A 22,860-nucleotide genomic window follows, 5' to 3' on the forward strand; every position below is an offset into this window, starting at 1 on the left:
TGCGGCCCCGAATGTCAGCGGCTGGCGGGATTCAGCGTGCCGCCGGCGCGGCTTCCGCGGCTTCCAGGGTGTTCTGCATCAAGGTGGCCACGGTCATCGGCCCCACCCCGCCCGGTACCGGGGTAATCCAGCTGGCGCGGGCGGCGGCTTCGTCGAAACCGACATCGCCGACCAGCCGGCCGTCATCCAGCCGGTTGATGCCCACGTCGATGACCACCGCGCCCGGCTTGACCCACGCACCCGGGATCAGGCCCGGGCGTCCCACCGCCACCACCAGGATGTCGGCGTCGCGGACCCGCGCTTCCAGCACCTCCGGAGAGGTGAACTTGTGGCAACTGGTCACCGTGCAGCCCGCGATCAGCAGCTCCAGCGCCATGGGTCGGCCGACATGGTTGCTGACGCCCACGATGGTGGCGTTCTGGCCGCGCACCGGCCGGTCCGTGTAGGCCAGCAGCGTGGTGATGCCGCGCGGCGTGCACGGGCGCAGGCCGAACTGGCGCAAGGCCAGGTGGCCCACATTGGCCGGATGGAAGCCGTCCACGTCCTTGCGCGGATCAATGCGTTCGATGAGGCGGCTGGCATCAGGAATACCCGGCAGCGGCAGCTGCACCAGGATGCCGTGGATCTTCGGGTCCGCGTTCAACTGGTCGATCAGGGTCAGCAACTGCGCTTCGCCGGTGCCCTCCGGCAGATCGTAGTCGTAGGCATGGATGCCGACCTTCTCCGCCGCCCGGCGCTTGTTGCGCACGTACACGGTGGACGCGGGGTCGCCGCCCACCAACACCACCGCCAGTCCCGGCCGATCCCCGCCCGCGGCCAGGCGCGCGTCCACCCGCGCCTTCAGTTCGTCAAGCAGGTTTTCGGCAACGCGGCGGCCGTCCAGGATTCGGGCAGTCATCGGGATCGGAGGGGATCGGAGCGGTGTAAAGTCCGCACATTCTCCCCGATTCCGGCTTTCCTGTGTGAGCGGCGGCGCGGCCGCCCCGCGGAAACGCCGTCACAGGAACCCCGATGACCGACACCACCACCCTCGAAGCCGCCGCCTTCCGCCGCCTGCTCCAGCACCTGAACGAGCAGCGTCCCGATGTGCAGAACATCGACCTGATGATCCTCGCCGGCTTCTGTCGCAACTGCCTGGCCGACTGGTATCGCGAAGCTGCCGCCGAACGGGGCGTGCCGCTGGACAAGGAACAGGCGCGCGAGCGCATCTACGGCATGCCTTTCGCGGAGTGGAAGGCGCGCCACCAGCCGGAGGCCACGCCCGAACAACTGGCCGCCTTCGAGACGGCCCGCAAGCGGCATGGCTGACGCGCGGAGGCGTCGCATGTGGCCGTGGCTGGCCATCGCCGCCCTGCCCCTGCTGCTCTGGCTGGCACTGTGCGCCGGCATGTATGTGCAGCAACGCCATTTCATCTACTTCCCGCAGGCCACCCGGACCACGGCCGCGGACACGAACTTCGAGCTCCGGCGTGAGGGACTCGCCCTGCGTGGCTGGCAACTGCATCCGCGACAGCGGGATGCGCTGATCTACTTCGGCGGCAACGCCGAACGCGTGCAGGACAACGCTGCCGATTTCGATCGCAGCCTGCCGGACTGGACCGTCTATCTGCTGCCCTATCGCGGATACGGACCCAACCCCGGCGAGCCGGACCAGACCACGCTGGTGGCCGATGCGCTGGCCCTCTGCGACGAGGTACGCCGCCGCCATCCCCAGGGCCGGATCGCAATTGTCGGCCGCAGCCTGGGCAGCGGCGTGGCCGTACAGGTCGCCGCTCACCGCCCGGTCGATCGGCTGGTGCTGGTCACGCCGTTCGACAGCCTGTCCGAAGTCGCCGCCACCCACTATCCCTGGCTGCCGGTGCGCTGGTTGCTTCGCGATCGCTATGACTCGGCGAGCGGACTGCGGGCCCACCGGGGGAAATGGCTGGTCCTGCGTGCCGGACGGGACGCGGTGGTTCCTCCCCGGCATACCGACCGGTTGATCGCCGCTGCGCCGACGCCGCCGCAGGTGGTCGATTTCCCGGAAGCCGGCCACGATGACTTGTCCCTGTCGCCACGCTACTGGTCGGCGATGGCCGGGTTCCTGCGCGCGGACCGTCAATCGACGGTTCGCTGACGCCTCATTCCTCTTCCTCGCCGATGGCCTCGGCGGCCTCGTCGTTGAGCGCCCTCGCTTCGCGACGTGGCGGGGTAAACGGCGTGGGCGTCGGCTTGAACGGCTGGTTGCCGCGCATCAGCGGGATACCGGCGCGCACGTCGCCCGCGGCGATTTCCAGTTCGAACCGCTCGGCATCCAGCCGGCGCACTTCCTCGGCGATTTCGGCGGCTTCGTCTTCCGGCACGCCCAGATGGATCAGGGTCGCCTGACCGAAGTTCACCGCCGATTCGAAGGTTTCGCGGATCTGGAAATCGACGCCGGCGGCGACCAGCGCCAGCGAATGCTCGCGATCGAACGAGCGGACCAACAACTTGGCCTGCGGAAATTCCTGCCTGGCCAGTTCGACGATGCGGCTCGCCGACTCGCGCTGGTCGATGCAGACCGCAATCGCGCGGGCGCTGTCGGCCCCCGAGGCGTGCAGCACGTCCAGGCGGGTGCCGTCGCCGTAATAGATCTTGAAACCGAACTCTTCGGCGCTGCGGATCATCTCGATGTCGTTGTCGATGATGGTCACGTCCACGTCACGCGCCAGCAGCGACTGGCTCATCACCTGGCCGAAGCGGCCGAAACCGATGATCAGCACGCTGCCGCTCAGGCCTTCCGCCTTGTCCACGCCTTCCAGATTGGCCTGGGTCCTGGGCGCGAAGCGGCGGAACAAGGTGGCGAACAAGGGCGTCAGCGCCATCGACAGCACCACGATCGCGGTGAGGTTGGCGGCGATTTCAGCGTCGATGACATGGGCCGCCGCGGCCGCGCCGAACAGGACGAACGCGAATTCACCACCCTGCGCCATGACCACCGCGCGATCCAGCGCCTCGGCATGACAGGTCCGGGTCAAGCGGGCGACCACGTAGATGGCGATGGCCTTGACCAGCATCATCGCCAGCACCGCGCTCAGGATCAGCGGCCAATGGCCCCATACCACGCCCAGGTCCAGGGCCATGCCCACGCCGAGGAAGAACAGGCCCAGCAGGATGCCGCGGAAGGGCTCGATGTCCGCCTCGATCTGGTGGCGGAAGGTCGACTCGGACAGCAGCACGCCCGCGAGGAACGCGCCCATCGCCATCGACAGGCCACCGAGTTGCATCAGCAGGGCCGCGCCCAGCACCACCAGCAATGCGGCGGCGGTCATCACTTCGCGCGCGCGCGCCGCGGCGAGAATCCGGAACAGCGGGTTGAGCAGCCAGATGCCGGCTGCCACCAGGCCTGCCACCGACGCGGCGGCGATGCCGATCCCCATCCAGCGCGACTCGCCACCACGGGCGGCCACGTCCGGCGACATCAGCGCGACCACCGCCAGCAGCGGGACGATCAGCAGGTCTTCGAACAACAGGATGGAAACGATGCGCTGGCCACGCGGCAATGCGATGTCGCCGCGCTCGCCCAGCAACTGCATGACCACCGCGGTGGAGGTCAGCACGAAGCCCATCGCGCCGATGAAGGAGACCGGCAACGAATACCCGAACGCCAGACCCACGCCGGTCAGGGCGACCCCGCAGGCCAGGATCTGCAGCGTGCCGAGTCCGAAAATCTCCCCGCGCAGGCTCCACAGGTGCGAGGGCCGCATTTCCAGGCCAATCACGAACAGGAACATCACCACGCCCAATTCGGCCACGTGGAGGATGGCCTGGGCATCGGAGAACCAACCCAGCCCGAACGGACCGATCAGCAGACCGGCCGCGAGATAGCCCAGCACGGAGCCCAGGCCGAGGCGGCGGAAGATCGGCACGGCGACGACGGCCGCGCCCAGCAAGGCGACGACCTTGACCAGGTCGCTGGTGGTGGATTCGACGGACATGGCCGTCAGTCTAGCGTCACCTGCTCCTGTCTGGTGTTGCGGCTACATCATCGGCCGCGATCAGGCTTCGGACGCGAGTCCGTGGGCCCTGCCCCTGCGCAGCGCACGCGTTTCCCAGACCGCCACCACGATCATCACCAGCGTCGTGCCGATGCCAAGCGACAGCGCCGAAGGATGGGCCACCGCGACCCAACCGCCCATCAGCGCCAGCAGGGCCAGCCCGACCAGGTGCGAAAGCGGCGGGAAACGGCGCTCCCGGGTAAGCCATTTGAACAGCGCGTTGCCGATCAGATAGAGCGCGGGACCGCCCAGGATCGCGATGATGCCCGCCAGCGAAGCGTGGTCCGGATGCACCAGCACCAGTTCATCGGCTACCGCGCATACGATGATGCCCGCCACGATCAACAGGTGCGCATAGGTGTATGCCACCCGCGCGAGGCGCCCGGGATCATCCGAATGGGAGATGCGGTGGCTGCCATGCTCCGCTCCCGAGTCGAAGTACACCCACCACATCGCCACGCTGCCCAGGAACGCGGCCAGGAACGCCGTCAGCGCCGCCGGTGTCCAGGCCAGATTGGCGAACGTGGCGCCGGTGACCAGCAGTGATTCGCCCAGCGCGATGATCACGAACAGCATGCAACGTTCGGCCAGATGCGCGCCGTCCACGTCCCAGTCGCTGGTCCGCGACCGGCCCAGGCCAGGCACGCGGAAGTAGAGAGCGGGCGCCGCGTATTCGATGCCCAGGGCGATGAGCCAGCAGATCAGCCGCTGCTGGCCTTCCAGCATGCCGCCGGCGAACCAGAACGCGCCGGACAACAGCAGCCACAGGGTGATCCGCAGGAAGTTGTCGCGCTGCTCCGGATGCCCGCGGAACGCACACACCATGAACAGCGAACGTCCGACCTGCATCGCCGCGAACAAGGCGCCGAAGACCCGCCCGCCGTCGCCGAACGCCTTCGGGACCGAAGATGACACCACCAGCCCGCCCAGCATCAACGCGAACAGCAGCAGGCGCACCGCGGTGGTATCCGGGTTCAGCCAGTTGGTGCACCAGGAAGTGAAGATCCACAGCCACCAGATGGCCAGGAACAGCACCGACGTCTGCAGGAAGCCGACCGGGCCCAGGTGCGCCAGCAGGGTGTGCGACAACTGGGTCACCGCGAAGACGAACACCAGGTCGAAGAAGAGTTCGGTCATCGAGACCTTGCCGCTGTCCCGCTGGCCCCGGGAACGCAGCCACGATGGGTGCTCCATGGATGTTCCTTTCTTCGATGCCTGTTTCACGGGCACCGGCTGCCCGCCAGCCTCTTGCGGGGAATCAGCGGGGGCGCGTGCGCAGCCACCAGCCCACGGCCAACGCGACCGGTACGGCATAGATGAGCAACTGGATGGGCAACTCCTCGGAGAGCGAATAGCCATGCGAAAGGCCGGTGCGCAGATTCCACGCCACCACGCCCAGCCAGACGATCGCGAAACCGCCTGTCAGCCAGCCTCGCCTGGCCGCGGGCGCGAACTGCAGGGTCGCCGCCGCCAGTACCAGACCCACTGCGATGAGGATCAAGGTGCGCATCCGGTTTTCTCCACGTCGGGACTGCCGTCATTGCCACTGTCGCCCTGCCTCGAACCGTTTCGGGACAGGCGGTATCGAACATAACCGAAGGGTCCCGCGCGCGCCACGGGTCCCGGACAGCGGCCAGGTTCGATGACCTTCCCGGACCGCCGCGGTACCGGCTCAGTCGACGCCGCAGAACCTGGCGTAGTCGATGTAGCCCGGGAACGGCACGCCGGGCGCGCAGACCGGGCAGTGCGGGTCGGCGCGCAGGCGGGTCTCGCGAAAGCGCATGCCCAATGCGTCGAAATGCAGCAGTCGCCCCGTCAACGGCTCGCCGGTGCCCAGCAGCAGCTTGATCACTTCGGTCGCCTGGAGCAGGCCGACCACGCCCGGCAGGACGCCCAGGACGCCGGCTTCGGCGCAGTTCGGGGCGAACTCCGGCGGCGGCGGCTCGGGAAACAGGCAGCGGTAGCACGGCGCCTGACCACGATGGCGGCCCGCGTCGAACACGCTCACCTGTCCTTCGAACCGCTGCACCGCGCCATACACCAGCGGCTTGCCGAGCTTTACACAGGCATCGTTGAGCAGATAGCGCACGGGGAAGTTGTCGGCGCCGTCGAGCACGACGTCCACGCCTTCCAGCAGCCGCTCAACGTTCGCGGACGTCACCCGCTCCCGCGCGGCTTCGATGCGGGTGCCCGGATTGAGCGCGTTCAGCGTGGCCTGCGCCGAAGCGACCTTGGCCTCGCCGATGCGCGCCTCGGTATGCAGGATCTGCCGTTGCAGGTTGCTGCGATCGACGATGTCGTCATCCGCGATGCGCAGATGGCCAATACCGGCGGCCGCCAGGTAGAAACCCGCGGGCGACCCCAGACCGCCCGCGCCGATCATCAGCACGCGCGCCGCGCGCAACCGCCGCTGCCCTTCCACACCGACTTCCGGCAGCAGCAGGTGGCGTGAATAGCGGTCATAGAAGTCGGCCGCGTCGGCGTCCAGTTGCGGCTTCACCACCGGCAGGCCATCGGCGATCCACCGGCTGGTGCCGCCGGCCACCGACAGCAGGCGCGCGTAACCGGCGGCGTGCAGGGTCCTGGCCGCATCCATCGAACGGCCACCACGCTGGCAGATCAACACTACGGCACGCTGCGGATCGGGAAGATGGCGGGACGGGTCGGCTACCAGATCGGCCTTGGCCACGCCCAGTGCGCCTTCGGCCTGTCCCCCTGCCCGTTCGTGTTCCTCGCGCACGTCGATGAAGACGGCGCCCTGGGCCAGGTGCTCGCGCACCTGCGCCGGACTGATTTCACGGATGTCCATGCGCGGATTATCGCGCAGTTCGCCGCACCTGGCCTGGCCGCTGCCCGTCGGCGTCCATCAGTAAGGCAGGATTTCGACGACCTCGTCGACGGCGTATGCGCGTTCGCCTTCCGGCAGCACTATCAGGGCATCACTCTCGGCGGCACCGCGAAGGCGGTGCGAGGCATCGGCCGCGTTCGGCGTCACCCGCAGGACTCCGTCCATGCCCGGTTGCAGGCGTCCGCGCAGGAACTCATGACGGGCATGGGTCTTGCGCCAGGGAGCGGCCAGGCGCGCATGCCAGCGTTGCCGCGACTCCGTGCGGCCCTGCAGACCGTCCAGCAAGGGTAGGCCCAGCGCCAGAAAGGTCGCCAGCACGGATACCGGGTTGCCCGGCAAGGACAGGAACAAGGCACGCTCCCGTTCGCCGAACAGGACCGGCATGCCGGGCTTCATCCGCACCTTCCAGAAATGGACCGTGCCGTTGGAGATGAGGTGGTCCGGCAGGAAATCCCTCTCGCCCGCGGAAACCCCGCCACAGGTAAGGACGAGGTCGAATGCCGCCGCGGCGTCTTCCAGCTGAATGCGGATGCGCTCGGGATCATCCGGCAGTGTCGGCCAGGCGGTCGGTTCCAGGCCCTGCTGGCGCAGCAGGCCCATCAGCAGGTCCCGATTGCTGTTGTAGATGCGACCCGGCGGCAGCGGCAGGCCGGGTTCGACCAGTTCGTCGCCGGTGGTGAACACCGCGACGGTTGGACGAGGCGCCACCGTGATCTCGGCGATGCCCAGCGCCGCCAGCAGGCTCACGCGCGCGGGTGAGAGTACCTGTCCTGCTCCGAGCACGCGTTCCCCCGCCACCACATCCTCGCCGGCGCGACGGATGTCCGAACCTCGTTCCGGCAAACCGGCCAGTTCAATCCAGCCCGCAGCGTCCTCGCGCACGTCCTCCTTGATGACCACCGTATCCGCGTCTGCGGGCAAGGCCGCACCGGTGGTGAGGCGCACGCAGCAACCTGGTTCCAGCGCCACGATGGTGTCTGCACCGGCATATTGCACACCGGCAATGCGCAGGCGCGGCGGCTGGCCGGCATTCGCCAGATCGGCGTGGCGCAGCGCGAAGCCATCCATCCGACTGTTGTCGAAGGGCGGCAACGCCATCGGCGCGACGATGTCTTCCGACAACACCCGTCCTTCCGCGCGTCGCAGCGCGATGCGTTCCGCAGCGCGCACACGTCCCGCCGCCACCCTGCGGACGATCGCCAGCGCCTCATCGATCGCGATCCGGCCGGGAATCTCCGCGTGCATTCCGGAGCCGCCTACTTGTTGCGCTTCACGTGCCGGATCAACCGGCGCTTGCGGGCGACCTGGCGATCGCTGAGTTCGTTCTTCTTGCCCTCGTAAGGGTTGGCGCCCTCCTTGAACACGAAACGCACCGGCGTGCCGACCAGCTTGAAGCGCTTGCGGAAGAAATTCTCCAGGTAGCGCTTGTAGGATTCCGGCAGGACCCGCAGGCGGGTGCCGTGGACCACGAAGGTCGGCGGATTGCTGCCGCCCGGATGCACGTAGCGCAGCTTGGACACGTGGCCACGGATGCTCGGCGGCGGATTCGCCTCGTACGCCACTTCCAGCGCCTTGTTGATCTCGCTGGTGGCGAACTCGCGGGTCGCCGAGGCGTGCGCGCGATGGATGGCGCGGAACAGTTCCCGCAGGCCCGAGCCGTGCTTGGCCGAAATGCGCACCGCCTCGGCCCATTCGACGAAGCTGAGCTTGCGTGACAGCAGGGCTTCGGCCTGCTCGCGCTGGTAGGTGGTCAGGCCATCCCATTTGTTGATCGCGACCACCAATGCGCGGCCGGCGTCGAGAATCGCGCCCAGCACGCTGGCGTCCTGGTCGGTGACGCCTTCGCTGGCATCCAGCAGCAGCACCGCGACCTGGCACTGTTCGATGGCCTGCAGCGTCTTGACGACGCTGAACTTCTCCACCGCTTCGTCCACACGCGATTTGCGACGCAGGCCGGCGGTATCCACCAATCGGTACTGGCGCCCATCGCGTTCCAGATCCACGGCGATGGAATCGCGGGTGGTACCGGGGACATCGGAGGCGATCATCCGCTCCTCGCCCAGCAAGCGGTTGACCAGGGTCGACTTGCCCACGTTGGGGCGTCCGACGAACGCCACCCGCATCCGGTTGGGATCGTTGTCCAGCGTTTCGGCTTCGCCTTCCTCCGGCAAACGCTCCAGCACCTGCTCGAGCAGATCGTCGATGCCCTGCCGGTGCGCGGCGGAAATCGTCATCACGTCATCGAAGCCGTAGCGGGCGAACTCGGCCAGCGCGCCGGCTTCGTCGACGCCATCGATCTTGTTGATCACCAGCAGGGTCGGCCGTGCCGCCTTGCGCAACCAGCGCAGGATGTCGTCATCCAGCGCCGACGGGCCCTCGCGGCCATCGACGATGAACAGCACCAGGTCCGCTTCTTCGGCCGCGGCGCGCGCCTGGCGGGCGGTCGCGCCCGCCAGGCCTTCTTCCTCCCCCGCGATGCCGCCGGTGTCGACCACCACGAAGGACTGTTCGGCGTCCGGCCGGCACACACCGTAGTGGCGGTCACGTGTCACGCCCGGCTGGTCATGGACCAGGGCGTCACGGCTGCGGGTCAGCGCATTGAACAGCGTCGATTTGCCGACATTGGGACGGCCCACCAGGGCGACGAGCGGAAGCATGGATTGAACCGGAAAAGGATGGGAAGCGGTAATCGAGCCGGGGACGCCGGCCGGGCCGGTCGCGGGTCATCCCGCGCCGGAAACACGCCGGCGCCTGTCAGGCAGGTCCCGCATGATGCCGAGCCGGCCCGGAAAAGGGAACTCGGAAACGGAAAGCGGCCCGGTGCGCACTGGCCCCGGACCGCCCCTGTACAGCGTCTCTGGGCTTACTTGAGACCGAACGCGGTCAGTTCGCCTTCGACGTTCTGGATGATGAGGATGCCGTCCACCACGACCGGCTTGGCCCGGATGGCCTCTCCGCCGGCGCGCGCGCGCGCGGCTTCCTCGCCGTTGTCGACCTTCAGCCAGTGCACATAGCCGTCGAAATCGCCCACCACCGCGTAGTCGCCATGGATGGACGGGGCGGTCAGCGAGCGGCGGAGCATCTTCGGGTTGGACCAACTGGCGTTGCCGCTGTAGCGATCCAGGCCCCAGACCGTACCGCCCTGGTCCGCGACCACCACATAGCTGCTGGTCACGCCCAAGCCACCCGGGCCGCCGTTGTCGCGCTGCCACAGCGGCCGCCCACTGGGACCTTCGATGGCAACGGTTTCCTTCTTGTAGCTGGTCGCGAACAGAGTCGTGCCGTCCAGCACCGGCGGACCGTCGACGTCGGCCATGCGATCCAGCTCGCTGCGGCCATCGGCGCTGCCCACGGTCTGGGCCCATACCTGGCGTCCATCGCGCAGCGACAGGGCCGACACGGTGCCATCGTCGTTGCCGACGAACGCCATGCCCGGTCCCAGAGTCACCGGCGCATTGCCACGCACGGTCAGGCTCGGGAGTTCACTGGTCCAGAACCAGCGCCGTTCGCCGCTGGTCGCGTCGAACGCGCTCACCCGGCCATCGTTCGTCCGCACCAGTACGTAACCCTGGCCGACGGCGGGCGCCGTGATGACCTCGTTCGGCACCTTGACACGCCACTTTTCGGTGCCGTTGCTGGCATCCAGCGCGATCACGCGACCATCCAGCGTACCGATCACGACCAGACCATCACCAGCGCCGGGACCACCGGAAAAGCGCCATTCGATCTTGCGCTTGGCGGCTTTCTTGGCGAGCTTGGCAGCCTCCTTGCGGGCGCGCTTGGCGGCCTTGGTTTCTTCCTCGCCAGCCGCCGGCTCCTCGGCCACCTGATCAGGCTGGGCCGCGTCGCCGGCACGGGTCTTCTCGGGCTTGAAATGCCAGACTTCCTTGCCGGTCTGCAGATCGAAAGCGCGCACGCCGCCCTCGACCGCCGCCGCGTAGACGCGGCCATCGGCCACGACCGGTCCCTGCTGCAGGCCCAGGCGTCCTTCACCCTTGCCGGCGTTGGCGCTCCACAGCTTGGCCACTTGCAGCGACGGGGTGAAGTCGATCAGTTCCGCCGGCTCGGTCGGCTTCTCATCTTTCTTGTTGCCGCCGAACCAGCCCTTGATGGTGCTGCAGCCCGACAGGACCAGCGCCAACACGGCTACGGCCAGCAGCCGCTTGCTCATTGCATTCCCTGCCATCACGCAGACTCCCCGCTCTTCGGCGGAGTACCGCCCGCATCGGTCAGTTTCAGTTCCACCAGGCGCCGCTGCGGCGACGCCACGTCCAGGCCTGTCAGCGCCTTGGTATAGGCATCACGCGCCTCGGCCAGCTTGCCGCCGGCGACCAGCGCGTCGCCGCGGATTTCCAGACTGGTCGAATCCTTGGCGTCGGCCACCAGTTTCAGTGCGTCGTCGTGCTTGCCGGCGTCGATCAGCAGACGCGCCAGGCGTTGCTGGACGATGGCATGCAGGCCGGAGTCCGCCTGGATCGCGCGCAGGGTGGTGATAGCCGCATCCCGCTGTCCGGCTTCCACCTGGGCCTTGGCCAGTTGCAGCGCCGCCAGATCCGCATAGACGCCACCCTTGCCACCCAGCGAGGCGACCGCGGCCTCGGCCTTCTTGAGGTCGTTGGCGGCAATGCCGTCCACCGCCTTCTCGTAGCTCAGATTGGCCTGCTCGTCCTGCTGCTGGCGATTCTTCTGCCACCATTGCCAGCCAAAAATCACCGCCAGGCCCAATGCGACGCCGCCAATCAGGCCAGCACCATTGTTCCTGAGCCAACTGCGGACGCGTTCGCCCTGTTCGTGCTCGTCGAGCAGATCATCAATCGCCATGCGTACTCTTGCCCCGTCCGACCGGGGTCTTGATCTTGGTTGGACAAACCCGCGGGCGGGTCAGTCGGCGACCGGCACGAGGGAACCGTCAGAGGATACCGTAAAGCGCGCAACATTCGCGCGCCGGTAAGGCGTCAGGTCAACCGTACTACCGGCATGCTGAACCTCGACCGCCGCCGCATTGCCCAGAACTATCCGCCCCACCTGGCCTGCCTGGTAGCTACGCTGGTCACCCGCCTTGAGCAGTGCCTGTTCGACGCTGCTGCCGTCCGGGGCAACGATCTGGACCCAGCTGTCCCCCTTGAACACCAGGCTGAGTGCCGCTTCCGGCGCCCGGCTGATGGGTGGAGTCAGCGAGGCCACATACGGTGCCGCCGGTGCGCGCTCGGTCGATGCCGGTGCGATGCCGGGTGTACCGGTACTGGCGGGCTTGCTGGGCATGACGTCCAGGGAGGCCGTGGTCTGGTTGCCGTTGCCCGCCAGATGCGGACGGGTAGCCATCCAGATCGGCGTGGCGATGACCGCCGTGATCACCACGTACACGGCCCGGCGCTTGGCGCTTTCGAAGATCCGCTGCGCGCGGGGAGTGTAGCTGTGGCTGATCAGCTCGGCCGGCCGCACCGTTTCCAGATCGGCCTGCGCCAGGAACGAATCGATGTCCACCTTCAACAGCCGCGCATAGCTGCGCAACTGCCCCCGGACGAACACGGGAGCTCCCAGCTGCGACCACTGTTCCCCTTCCAGGGCCTGCAGCACCTTGAGCGGCATCTTGAGCCGGCTTCCCACGTCCTGCAGGCTGAGACCCGCCTTCTCACGCGCGTCCCGCAGGAACGCGCCGCAGCCCTGCAGGTGCTGCGTATCAATCGAGTTGGAACCCGTCATTGTTCTGCCTTTCCCCCAGTTTGAGCGTCTGAAGCGTCGGGGAACTCCGCCCGAAGTTGCTGAACATATCGACCGGCAGCGGTCCTGTCGCCGAGTCTTTCTTCGATTTGTGATGCAAGTTTTAGCACGTCGGCGGTGGCGGATGCAGCCGCCAGCCGGCGTTCGACGAACGCGCGGGCCTCGAAATAGCGCCCGGCGCGGTACTCGTTTTCGGCCATGGCGCCCAGCGCATAGGCATTGCCCGGATCGAGCGTCAGCGCCTGGCGCAGGTCGCGCTCGGCCCGCTCATGCTGGCCTGCCTGGGCGGCACAGCCTCCCGCGTTGGCCAGGGCCGCCGCCGGGGTCTCGTAGTCGGAATCCTGCAATGCACGGTCGAACCAGACCAGCGCCTCGGCCGGGAATCCGTTCGCGCACAGCCATACGCCGTAGTTGTTCTGTTCGGCTCCATGCCCGGGCACCAGTTCGGTTGCCCGCCGGTAGTGCTCACCCGCCTGTTTGGCCTGGCCATGGCGGTCCGCCAGTACAGCGAGCAGCGTCTGGACGTCGGCGGATTGGGGCGCCGCCTTCTGGGCGACCCGCACGGCGCGTTCAGCGCCATCCAGATCGTCCGATTGCAGACGCTGCGTCGCCAGCGCCAGGGCACGCTCGGCTTCCATCCGCTGCCTGACCTCGGGGCTGTCCTTGACCTGGTAGGACGGCGCGATTTCCTCGCCGTCCTTGCGCTCCATCTTCGGTTTTATGAAAGTCAGGCGGCTGCAGCCGGCCGAGACCAGCACCAGCGCCATCAGCAGCAGCCAGAGCTTATGCCGCTGCATCGCCGATGCCCTGTTCCTGCAGGTGGCGGCGGAACTCGGCCTGGCGGCGGGTCCGATCCAGGACCTGCCCCTTGAGCTGTCCGCAGGCCGCGTCGATATCGTCGCCGCGGGTCCGCCGGACCATGGTGAGCACGTGCGCGTCCAGCAACAGTTTCTGGAAAGCGCGGATGTCTTCCTCGCCCGAGCGCTCGTAGCGCGTGCCCGGGAACGGGTTGAACGGAATCAGATTGACCTTGCCCGCGTCCTTGAGCTGGGTCGCGTTGCTGAACTTGCGCATCAGCTGGGCGAGTTGGCGCGCATGTTCGGGCTGGTCGTTGACGCCCTTCATCAGCGTGTATTCGAAGGTCACCGAGTCGCGCTTCTTGTTGGCGCGCAGGTAGCGCGCGCAGGAGGCCATCAACTCCGCGATCGGATACTTCCGGTTGAGCGGCACCAACTGTTCGCGCAACGCATCATTCGGCGCATGCAGCGATACCGCGAGCGATACATCGGTCTCGGTCGAGAGCCGATCGATCATCGGCACCAGGCCGGAAGTGGAAAGCGTCACACGCTTGCTGGCCAGGCCGTAGCCCAGATCATCACGCATGATGTTCATCGCGCGCACGACGTTGTCGAAGTTGAGCAGTGGCTCACCCATGCCCATCATCACCACATTGGTGAGACGACGGTTCTGGGCGGGCACGTTGCCCAGATGGCGCGCGGTTATCCAGACCTGGCCGATGATCTCGGCGGTGGTCAGGTTGCGGTTGAAGCCCTGGGTCGCGGTCGAGCAGAACGTGCAGTTGAGACCGCAGCCCACCTGCGAGGACACGCACAGCGTGCCGCGGTTCTTGTCCGGGATGTAGACGGTTTCGACGGCATTCTTGCCGTCCACGCCCATGCCCAGCAGCCATTTGTGGGTACCGTCGGCGGAAGGCTTGTCGAACACCACGCCCGGGACGATCACCTCGGCCTGTTCCTGCAGCTTGGCGCGCAGACCCTTGCCGAGATCCGTCATCTGCTCGAAGTCGGTGACGTAGCGATGATGAATCCACTTCATCACCTGATGGGCACGGAACTTCTGCTCGCCGAGTTGCTCGACGAAGAAATGCTCCATGCCATCCCGATCGAGGTCCAGCAGATTCTGTTTCGCAGGCACGGCCGCGCCGATCGCCACCGGCTGCGCATCCGCGGCCAGCTTCAGTTCGATCGGCGCTAGCTCGTGACTGCTCATCGCCCTGATCAGCGCGAAAACACTTCGGTGGCGGCGAAGAAGTACGCGATCTCGATGTTCGCGTTCTCGACCGAATCCGAACCGTGCGCCGCGTTGGCGTCGATGGAATCGGCGAAGTCGGCGCGGATCGTGCCCGGCGCGGCTTCCTTCGGATTGGTGGCACCGAGGATCTCACGATGCTTGAGCACCGCGTTCTCGCCTTCCAGCACCTGGATGGCGACCGGGCCGGAAATCATGAATTCAACCAGCGCGTTGAAGAACGGACGCTCGCGATGCACGGCGTAGAAACCTTCGGCCTCGCGACGCGACAGGTGCTTCATCTTCGCGGCGATGATCTTGAGACCGGCCTTTTCGAAACGGGCATAGATTTCGCCGACGACGTTCTTGGCAACGGCATCGGGCTTGACGATCGACAGGGTGCGCTCCAGCGCCATGGGGATTTCTCCGTTGGGCGGGCCACTTTCGGCCCAAGGTTAACATGAAAAAACCCGCGTCGAAACACGGGCTTAGCCTGAATTGCGGAGCGAGATTCTAACGTATTGGCCGCAATTGCGCACCTGTCCAGCGGCCGGATTGCTGCAGGGCAGCATGACAACCATACGTGGGCGGATGGACAATCAAACAAGCGTTTGATTCAGCGGATTCCAAGGCCATGGGCAATACCCCCCACTTCTCCACCAAGGAACGCATCCTCGGCGCCGCCGAGGAACTGTTCGCCCAATACGGCTTCGCCGGGACCTCCCTGCGGCAGGTGACCAGCCGGGCCGACGTCAACATCGCCGCCGTCAACTATCACTTCGGATCCAAGGAAAACCTGGTCAACGAAGTCTTCCGGCGCCGCATGGACGAGATGAGCGGCCAACGGCTGGGCCAGCTCCGGACCGCGCTGGAGCAGCATCCCGGAGAGCTGGAGCCCATCCTGGCGGCCTTCGTCCAGCCCGCTCTGGCCCTGGCCCAGGACCGCCACGGTGGTGGCGCGTTCGTCCGGGTCATCGCCCGCGCCTACGCCGAGAAGAATGACGGGCTCCGCAAGTTCCTGTCGGATCACTATGGCCACGTGCTGCGCGAGTTCGGCAAGGCCATCGCTGGATGCGTGCCCGGCCTGAGCAAGGAAGAGCTGTACTGGCGGCTGGACTTCCTGTCCGGCGCGCTGACCTACGCGATGGCGGACTTCGGCCTGATCAAGCGCCCCCATGGTGTCACCGAGGCGGTGCATCGTGAACGCGCCGCCCGTGAACTCATCCGTTTCGCCGAGGCCGGCCTGCGCGCCGACCACGTCAAATAACCCCCTGACATCCAAGGATTCCCGAAATGTCCAATCCATTGCTTGTACGCAAGGCGGCCGTGCTGGGCGCCGGCGTGATGGGCGCGCAGATTGCCGCGCACCTGACCAACGCCGGCGTCGATACGGTGCTGTTCGACCTGCCCGCCAAGGAAGGCCATCCCGACGGCATCGCGCTGAAGGCCATCGCCAACCTGGGCAAGCTGAGCCCGGCCCCGCTCGCCAGCAGGGCGCTGGCGGAAGCCATCACCCCGGCGAACTATGAAACCGGGCTGGAGCAGTTGAGGGGCTGCGACCTGATCATCGAGGCCATCGCCGAGCGCATGGACTGGAAGCAGGACCTTTACAGGAAGATCGCTCCGTTCGTCGCCGACCACGCCGTGCTGGCCAGCAATACCTCCGGCCTGGGCATCAACACGCTGGCCGACGTGTTGCCGGAACAGCTCCGCCATCGCTTCTGCGGCGTGCACTTCTTCAATCCGCCGCGCTACATGCACCTGGCCGAGCTCATTCCAGCCAGAACAACCGACGCGGCGGTCCTGGAAGGCCTGGAGACTTTCCTCACCACCACCCTGGGCAAGGGTGTGGTCTATGCGAAGGACACCCCGAACTTCATCGGCAATCGCATCGGCGTGTTCTCGATCCTGGCGACCGCCCACCACACCACCGCCTTCGGCCTGGGTTTCGACGAGGTCGACGCCCTCACCGGCCCGCTGATCGGTCGCCCGAAATCCGCGACCTACCGTACATCCGACGTGGTCGGTCTGGATACGATGGCGCACGTCATCAAGACGATGGGCGATACCCTGCCCGCGGATCCCTGGCACGCCTATTTCCGCTCGCCGAAATGGCTGGATGCCCTGATCCAGAAGGGCGCACTGGGGCAGAAAACCGGCGCCGGCATCTTCCGCAAGGTCGGCAAGGACATCGTGGTGCTGGATCTGCAGAAGCAGGACTATCGCCCCGCCGACCGCGCGGCTGATCCGGAAGTGGTCGAAATCCTCAAGTTGAAGAACCCCGCGGAGAAATTCGCCAAACTGCGTGAAAGCCAGCATCCGCAGGCGCAGTTCCTGTGGGCGGTGTTCCGCGATCTGTTCCACTACAGCGCGTTCCATCTCGCCGACATCGCCGAGACCGCGCGCGACGTGGATCTTGCCATCCGTTGGGGTTATGGCTGGTCGCTTGGTCCGTTCGAAACGTGGCAGGCCGCCGGTTGGAAACAGGTGGCCCAGTGGATCGCCGACGACATCGTCGCCGGCAAGAGCATGAGCAACGCGCCATTGCCGGATTGGGTGTTCGATGGCCGCGAGGGCGTGCATGCCGCCGACGGCAGCTACAGCCCGGCGCGCAATGCCAAGCTGCCCCGCTCCGCGCTGCCGGTCTATCGTCGCCAGCGTTTCCCGGATCCCCTGTTGGGCGAATCGTTCCCGCAGGGCGAGACGGTGTTCGAGAACGATGGCGTTCGCCTGTGGACGGATGGCGACGGTGTGGGCGTGGTCAGCTTCAGGACCAAGATGAACACCGTGTCCGACGCCGTGCTGGCGGGTGTGCAGCAGGCGGTCGCGATCGCGGAGCAGAAGTTCAAGGGTCTGGTGATCTGGCAACCGAAGGAGCCGTTCTCGGCCGGCGCGGATCTGGCCGGCGCCCTGGGCGCGCTTCAGGCCGGCAAGATCGCCGAGTTCGAGGCCATGGTCGCCAACTTCCAGGCCACCAGCCAACGCATCAAGTACTCGCTGGTACCGGTCGTGGCCGCGGTGCGCGGCCTGGCGCTGGGCGGTGGCTGCGAGTTCCAGATGCACAGCGCCCGCACCGTGGCCTCGTTGGAAAGTTACATCGGCCTGGTCGAAGCCGGCGTGGGCCTGCTGCCTGCCGGTGGTGGCCTGAAGGAAATCGCGGTGCGTGCATCGCAGGCGGCCGGCCCGGGCGGCGACGTGTTCGCCGAACTCAAGCGGACCTTCGAGACGGTGGCCATGGCCAAGGTCTCGGCTTCGGCGGTCGAGGCCAAGGAACTGGGCCTCATGCGGGCGAACGACCTCGTCGTGTTCAACGCCTATGAGCAGCTGCATATCGCCAAGCAGCAGGTACTGGCGCTGGCCGAGAGTGGTTATCGCCCGCCCCTGCCGGCCCGCCGCATCCAGGTGGCCGGCGACGTCGGCATCGCGACCTTCAAGATGCTGCTGGTCAACATGCTGGAGGGCCGCTTCATCAGCGAGTACGACTACGAAATCGCCACCCGCATCGCCACCGTGCTGTGCGGCGGCGAAGTGGATCGCGGCGCCCAGGTCGACGAAGAATGGCTGCTGGCGCTGGAGCGCAAGCATTTCGTCGAACTGGCCCAGCAGGAAAAGACCCAGGCCCGCATCGCGCACATGCTGAAGACCGGCAAGCCGTTGAGGAACTGAGAATCGTGATCCGGGATTGGGGAATCGTGAAAGCGGGTCCCCTTCCCCACCCAATTCCATCATCGCCGGGAAGGCCGGGCACGGGGACATTCGCGAATCCCCAGCCCCGAACCCACACTCCCGGCACTCGGAGAAAGCCATGAAGCAAATCCAGGATGCCTACATCGTCGCCGCCACCCGCACGCCGGTCGGCAAGGCCCCCAAGGGCGTATTCCGTAACACCCGCCCCGACGACATGCTTGCGCACGTGCTCAAATCGGTCATCGCGCAGGCGCCGGGCGTGGATGTCAATCGCATCGACGACGCCATCATTGGTTGCGCGATGCCGGAAGGCGAGCAAGGCATGAACGTGGCCCGCATCGGCGTGCTGCTGGCCGGTCTGCCCAACACCATCGCCGCGCAGACCATCAATCGATTCTGCTCCTCCGGCCTGCAGGCGGTCGCGATGGCCGCCGACCAGATCCGACTCGGCAATGCCGATCTGATGCTCGCCGGCGGCACCGAATCGATGTCGATGGTGCCGATGATGGGCAACAAGGTGGCGCTGTCGCCGTCGGTGTTCAAGGACGACCACGTCGCCATCGCCTACGGCATGGGCATCACAGCGGAGAAGGTCGCCGAGGAATGGAAGGTCTCGCGCGATGAGCAGGATGCATTTGCCCTCGCCTCCCATCAGAAGGCGCTGGCGGCCATTGCCGCCGGTGAGTTCAAGAGCGAGATCTCGCCCTATGAGGTCCTGTCGCACCTGCCTGACCTGGCGGGTAACACCATCCGCCTGAAGAAGCTGCTGGTCGAGAACGACGAAGGTCCGCGTCCCGATACTTCGCTGGAGGGTCTTGGCAAGCTGCGTCCGGTGTTCCGCAATGGCCAGTTCGGCGGCAGCGTGACCGCGGGCAATTCCTCGCAGATGAGCGACGGCGCGGGCGCGGTACTGCTGGCGTCCGAACAGGCGATCAAGGACTACGGGCTGACGCCGTTGGCGCGTTTCGTCAGCTTCTCGGTCGCCGGTGTGCGCCCTGAAGTGATGGGCATCGGCCCCATCGCGGCCATTCCCAAGGCGCTGAAGCAGGCCGGCCTGAGCAAGGATCAGCTGGACTGGATCGAACTCAACGAAGCGTTCGCCGCACAGGCACTGGCGGTGATCCGCGACAGCGAGCTGGATCCCTCCAAGGTCAATCCGTTGGGCGGCGCAATCGCCCTGGGCCATCCGCTGGGCGCGACCGGCGCCGTCCGCACTGCCACCATCGTCCATGGCCTGCGTCGCCGCCAGCAGAAGTACGGCATGGTGACCATGTGCATCGGCACGGGCATGGGTGCTGCCGGCATCTTCGAATCGCTCTGACCGCAAAGCACCCACGACGGATGAAACGAAGAATGGCGCCACCTGGCGCCATTCTTTTATCCGCGTTTCCCGAGTTCTTCAGGCCAGGCGGGTCCCGTTGGGAACCGCGCGCTCCAGCGTCGTGATCACCACGCCCTCTTCGGTGGGGAAACCGGTAAGCAGGAACTCGGAGATGAAGGGGCCGACCTGCTTGGGTGGAAAGTTTATGACGCCCACTACCTGGCGGCCGACGAGACCATCCTCCGCGTAGAGCGCCCGGATCTGAGCACTGGTCTTGCGCACGCCGTGGGCGCCGAAGTCGACCCAGAGCTTCCAGGCCGGCTTGCGCGCCTCGGGAAACGGTTCAACGCGTACAACCGTTCCGGCACAGAGGCACACTTTCTCGAACTCGGCCCAGGTCAGCGTGGCGTCCACTCGTGCCCCTACTCCAGATCGGTCACGCCCAGTTCGCTCAATGCATCCTGCATCATGCTGCGGGCCGCATCGCTGAGCTTTTCGTGATCGAGCGCGTACCGGATGGTCGCTTCGATCAGGCCGATGTGGGTCCCGCAATCGAAACGGGTGCCCTGGAATCGATAGGCATGCACCGGTTTCTCCGCCAGCAGGGTCGCGATGGCATCCGTCAGCTGGATTTCCCCACCCGCGCCCGGCGTGGTCTTTTCCAGCAATTCGAAGATGCTGCCGTCCAGCACGTAGCGCCCGACCACTGCCAGGGTGCTTGGCGCCACGTCGGGCTTGGGCTTTTCGACGATGGCATTGATCCGGCCGGAACGCCCCGAAAACGCATCTGTTGCGACAATGCCGTAGCTTCCCGTCTGTTCGCGGGCCACGTCCTGCACCGCAATCATGCTGGCGCCGGTGGTCTCGGCCGCGTCAGCCATCTGCTTCAGCGCGCCCGGCCCCCGGTTCCAGATCAGATCGTCGGGAAGCAGGACCGCGAATGGCTCGTTGCCCACGATGGGTTTGGCGCACAGCACCGCGTGACCGAGCCCAAGGGCCTCGGCCTGGGTGACGAACACCGCGCGCACGCCTTCCGGCAGCACATTGCGGACCAGTTCGAGCTGTTCCTGCTTGCCTGCCCGCTCCAGCTTCTGCTCGAGTTCGTAGGCCTTGTCGAAGTAATCGGCCACCGCATGCTTGTAGCGGTTGGTGACGAAGATCAGGGTGTCGCAACCGGCTTCGATGGCTTCATCGACGGCGTACTGGATCAGCGGCCGGTCGATGATCGGCAGCATTTCCTTGGGGACGGTCTTGGTGGCGGGAAGAAAGCGGGTTCCCAGGCCTGCGACGGGAAAAACGGCCTTGCGGATGCGTCCGGTCATCGGGTCCTTCGAGCTTCTCGAGCGGGAAAGGTGACGATGTTAGCCGATGCGGGTTCAACAGATTGTTCAAGCGGCGAGAACTCGGGAACCGCGATACGCAGGACCTCCTGCATCTCGACCTCGTCGTAGCGGCCATGCGCGACCCGCAGCCGCTGCACGGCCAGTTCGATGAAATCGGCCGATACCGTGCGTGCCTCGGCCTGCATGATCTTGGAGTGGGAGGTGGGCCGATACGCCTCGTCCGCATGGAACAGGTTCTCATGCAGCTTCTCGCCCGGGCGCAGTCCCGTATACACGATCGCGATATCGCGGCCGGGCTGCTTGCCCGCCAGCCGGATCATCTGCTCGGCCAACAGCCGGATCGGCACGGGTTCGCCCATGTCCAGCGTATAGATGGAAGCATGCGCCGCGCCCGCCGCCGCCTGCAGGATCAGCTGGCTGGCCTCCGGAATCGTCATGAAGTACCGCGTCACTTCCGGATCCGTCACCGTCACCGGCCCGCCCTTGCGGATCTGCTCGCGGAACAGGGGAACGACGCTGCCGGCCGAATCCAGCACATTGCCGAAGCGGACGGTGACGAACCGGGTTCCCCCCGCATGACCATCGTCCGACGCCTGGCACACCATCTCGGCGAGCCGCTTGCTGGCGCCCAGCACATTGACCGGATCCACCGCCTTGTCGGTGGAGATCAGGACGAACGTGCCGACACCATTCCGCCGGCAGGCCTTGGCCACCATCTCGGTCGCCAGGACATTGTTGCCGACGGCTTCACGCAGGTGCTGCTCCAGCAGCGGAACCTGCTTGTAGGCCGCGGCATGGAAAACCGCATCCGGTTCGGCCAGCTTCAGCGCGTGCTCGATGACCGCGGGATCGCCGCAATTGCCAAGTACCGGCAGCAACTCCAGATCGGGGAAGGCCCGCCGCAGGTCCGCCTGGATGGTGATCAGGGCCAACTCGTCGATTTCGAGCAGCGCGATGCGCTGGGCACCGTGCCGCGCACACTGCCGGCAGAGTTCGGAACCGATCGAGCCGCCCGCGCCGGTTACCAGGACGGTCCGGGCTCCCAGCCAGCCGCGAATGAGCTTCCAGTCCGGGGTCACCGATTTCCGGCCCAGCAGATCCTCGATGGCCACTTCCTTGAGATCACCCGGCATCGCGTGCCCTTCCAGCACGTTGATCAGGCGCGGCACCATGCGGAACGGCAGCCCCGTGCTCTCGCAGATGGCGACCACCCGCTGCATGCTCGGCGCATCCAGCGAGGGCATGGCGATGACCAGCATTCGCGCCGCTGTTTCCTTGGCGACGCTGGCTGCCTGATCGAGGCTGCCCAGGACCGGGACGCCCAGCAGTTTGGAGCCGTGCAGCTTGACCGCATCGTCCAGGAAGGCAATTGGATGATAGACGCCGGTACGGCGGAGTTCGCGCACCAGCGCCTCGCCCGCCCGACCGGCGCCGAGGATGACCACGCGGGAGGCGTTTTCATGGGAACGGGAGGCCTGCAGATCCTTCCAGGCCCGGTACAGCAAGCGTGGAAGCCCCAGAAAGGCAACCAATGCAAAGGGATAGAACGCCAGGACCGCCCTCGGCAGCGAGCCGAAGCGGTTGTAGAAGAAGAGGCCGATGACGATGGCAAGGAAACCGAGGCCGCTGGCCTTCACGATGTTCCACAGGTCCGGCAGGCTGGCGAACCGCCACAGGCCGCGATAGAGGCCCATCCACCAGAACACCAGGCCCTGTCCGGCGACCACGATGGCGATTTCATTGGACCACAGGGGATAGCCGGGGGACTGCGGCAACATCGCGTAGCGCACGAAGTGCAATAACTGCCAGCACAACCAGACCATGAACAGGTCATGGGTCGCCACCAGCAGGCGCGGTAGGAATGCCGTTGTCCGGTCCCGCCAAGATTGCATGCAA

General features: G+C 66.4%; 21 protein-coding genes. 5 read left to right on the forward strand and 16 right to left on the reverse strand.

Annotated elements, in window-relative coordinates:
* Positions 1-31 precede the first annotated feature (31 nt).
* Positions 32-898 carry a bifunctional methylenetetrahydrofolate dehydrogenase/methenyltetrahydrofolate cyclohydrolase FolD gene (gene folD, locus AC3DEZ_RS12950; RefSeq protein ID WP_488388583.1) on the reverse strand — a complete coding sequence of 289 codons (867 nt, stop codon included), beginning with the start codon at positions 896-898 and terminating at the stop codon, positions 32-34.
* A gap of 113 nt (positions 899-1,011) precedes the next feature.
* Between folD and AC3DEZ_RS12955 the strand changes: the two genes are divergently transcribed.
* On the forward strand, positions 1,012-1,308 hold the full coding sequence (locus AC3DEZ_RS12955; protein ID WP_488388584.1) for a DUF1244 domain-containing protein: 297 nt from the start codon (positions 1,012-1,014) through the stop codon (positions 1,306-1,308).
* 16 nt (positions 1,309-1,324) lie between these two features.
* Positions 1,325-2,116: an alpha/beta hydrolase gene (locus AC3DEZ_RS12960; protein ID WP_488388585.1), complete on the forward strand. Its 792-nt coding sequence runs from the start codon at positions 1,325-1,327 to the stop codon at positions 2,114-2,116.
* Positions 2,117-2,120: 4 nt separating this feature from the next.
* Here the strand turns inward: AC3DEZ_RS12960 and AC3DEZ_RS12965 are convergent, their stop codons facing one another.
* The 12 genes from AC3DEZ_RS12965 to ndk all read right to left on the reverse strand — a co-directional run bounded on the left by AC3DEZ_RS12965 (position 2,121) and on the right by ndk (position 15,029).
* A complete protein-coding gene (locus AC3DEZ_RS12965) occupies positions 2,121-3,956 on the reverse strand; it encodes a monovalent cation:proton antiporter-2 (CPA2) family protein (protein ID WP_488388586.1) in 1,836 nt (611 codons plus the stop codon).
* 60 nt (positions 3,957-4,016) lie between these two features.
* Entirely contained in the window at positions 4,017-5,210 is a 1,194-nt protein-coding gene (locus AC3DEZ_RS12970; RefSeq protein ID WP_488388587.1) for a low temperature requirement protein A, read from the reverse strand.
* Between the two features lie 64 nt (positions 5,211-5,274).
* Entirely contained in the window at positions 5,275-5,526 is a 252-nt protein-coding gene (locus AC3DEZ_RS12975; protein ID WP_488388588.1) for a hypothetical protein, read from the reverse strand.
* Between the two features lie 162 nt (positions 5,527-5,688).
* Entirely contained in the window at positions 5,689-6,825 is a 1,137-nt protein-coding gene (moeB, locus tag AC3DEZ_RS12980) for a molybdopterin-synthase adenylyltransferase MoeB (RefSeq protein WP_488388589.1), read from the reverse strand.
* Positions 6,826-6,882: 57 nt separating this feature from the next.
* A complete protein-coding gene (locus tag AC3DEZ_RS12985; protein ID WP_488388590.1) occupies positions 6,883-8,109 on the reverse strand; it encodes a molybdopterin molybdotransferase MoeA in 1,227 nt (408 codons plus the stop codon).
* Between the two features lie 11 nt (positions 8,110-8,120).
* Complete coding sequence (gene der, locus AC3DEZ_RS12990; protein ID WP_447102335.1) at positions 8,121-9,521, reverse strand: ribosome biogenesis GTPase Der; 1,401 nt, start codon at positions 9,519-9,521, stop codon at positions 8,121-8,123.
* 206 nt (positions 9,522-9,727) lie between these two features.
* On the reverse strand, positions 9,728-11,050 hold the full coding sequence (gene bamB, locus AC3DEZ_RS12995; RefSeq protein ID WP_488388591.1) for an outer membrane protein assembly factor BamB: 1,323 nt from the start codon (positions 11,048-11,050) through the stop codon (positions 9,728-9,730).
* A complete protein-coding gene (locus AC3DEZ_RS13000) occupies positions 11,050-11,685 on the reverse strand; it encodes a YfgM family protein (protein WP_447102337.1) in 636 nt (211 codons plus the stop codon). Before AC3DEZ_RS13000 ends, bamB begins: the two co-directional genes overlap by 1 nt.
* A gap of 60 nt (positions 11,686-11,745) precedes the next feature.
* On the reverse strand, positions 11,746-12,567 hold the full coding sequence (locus AC3DEZ_RS13005) for a helix-turn-helix domain-containing protein (RefSeq protein WP_488388592.1): 822 nt from the start codon (positions 12,565-12,567) through the stop codon (positions 11,746-11,748).
* Positions 12,564-13,382 carry a type IV pilus biogenesis/stability protein PilW gene (gene pilW / locus AC3DEZ_RS13010; protein WP_488388593.1) on the reverse strand — a complete coding sequence of 273 codons (819 nt, stop codon included), beginning with the start codon at positions 13,380-13,382 and terminating at the stop codon, positions 12,564-12,566. The genes AC3DEZ_RS13005 and pilW overlap by 4 nt, the downstream gene beginning before the upstream one ends.
* Positions 13,369-14,595: a dual-specificity RNA methyltransferase RlmN gene (gene rlmN, locus AC3DEZ_RS13015; protein ID WP_488388594.1), complete on the reverse strand. Its 1,227-nt coding sequence runs from the start codon at positions 14,593-14,595 to the stop codon at positions 13,369-13,371. Before rlmN ends, pilW begins: the two co-directional genes overlap by 14 nt.
* An 8-nt stretch (positions 14,596-14,603) precedes the next feature.
* Positions 14,604-15,029 carry a nucleoside-diphosphate kinase gene (ndk, locus tag AC3DEZ_RS13020; RefSeq protein ID WP_488388595.1) on the reverse strand — a complete coding sequence of 142 codons (426 nt, stop codon included), beginning with the start codon at positions 15,027-15,029 and terminating at the stop codon, positions 14,604-14,606.
* 218 nt (positions 15,030-15,247) lie between these two features.
* Between ndk and AC3DEZ_RS13025 the strand changes: the two genes are divergently transcribed.
* From AC3DEZ_RS13025 to AC3DEZ_RS13035, 3 genes are all read left to right on the forward strand, one after another.
* Complete coding sequence (locus AC3DEZ_RS13025; protein ID WP_488388596.1) at positions 15,248-15,880, forward strand: TetR/AcrR family transcriptional regulator; 633 nt, start codon at positions 15,248-15,250, stop codon at positions 15,878-15,880.
* A gap of 26 nt (positions 15,881-15,906) precedes the next feature.
* Positions 15,907-18,279 (forward strand): 3-hydroxyacyl-CoA dehydrogenase/enoyl-CoA hydratase family protein, encoded by a 2,373-nt coding sequence (locus AC3DEZ_RS13030; RefSeq protein ID WP_488388597.1) that lies wholly within the window; start codon positions 15,907-15,909, stop codon positions 18,277-18,279.
* A gap of 139 nt (positions 18,280-18,418) precedes the next feature.
* Complete coding sequence (locus AC3DEZ_RS13035; protein WP_447102343.1) at positions 18,419-19,621, forward strand: acetyl-CoA C-acyltransferase; 1,203 nt, start codon at positions 18,419-18,421, stop codon at positions 19,619-19,621.
* A 78-nt stretch (positions 19,622-19,699) separates the two neighbouring features.
* On the opposite strand, the gene AC3DEZ_RS13040 is transcribed toward AC3DEZ_RS13035, so the two are convergent.
* Genes AC3DEZ_RS13040 through AC3DEZ_RS13050 form a run of 3 tightly spaced genes read right to left on the reverse strand, consistent with a single transcriptional unit; the run spans position 19,700 to position 22,856 of the window.
* Positions 19,700-20,035, reverse strand: coding sequence for a tRNA-binding protein (locus tag AC3DEZ_RS13040; RefSeq protein WP_488388598.1), 336 nt, complete (start codon positions 20,033-20,035; stop codon positions 19,700-19,702).
* Positions 20,036-20,043: 8 nt separating this feature from the next.
* On the reverse strand, positions 20,044-20,943 hold the full coding sequence (gene galU / locus AC3DEZ_RS13045; RefSeq protein WP_488388599.1) for a UTP--glucose-1-phosphate uridylyltransferase GalU: 900 nt from the start codon (positions 20,941-20,943) through the stop codon (positions 20,044-20,046).
* Positions 20,940-22,856: a polysaccharide biosynthesis protein gene (locus tag AC3DEZ_RS13050; protein WP_447102346.1), complete on the reverse strand. Its 1,917-nt coding sequence runs from the start codon at positions 22,854-22,856 to the stop codon at positions 20,940-20,942. Before AC3DEZ_RS13050 ends, galU begins: the two co-directional genes overlap by 4 nt.
* Positions 22,857-22,860 lie beyond the last annotated feature (4 nt).

It is taken from the genome of Pseudoxanthomonas sp. 134C1 (assembly GCF_057773065.1).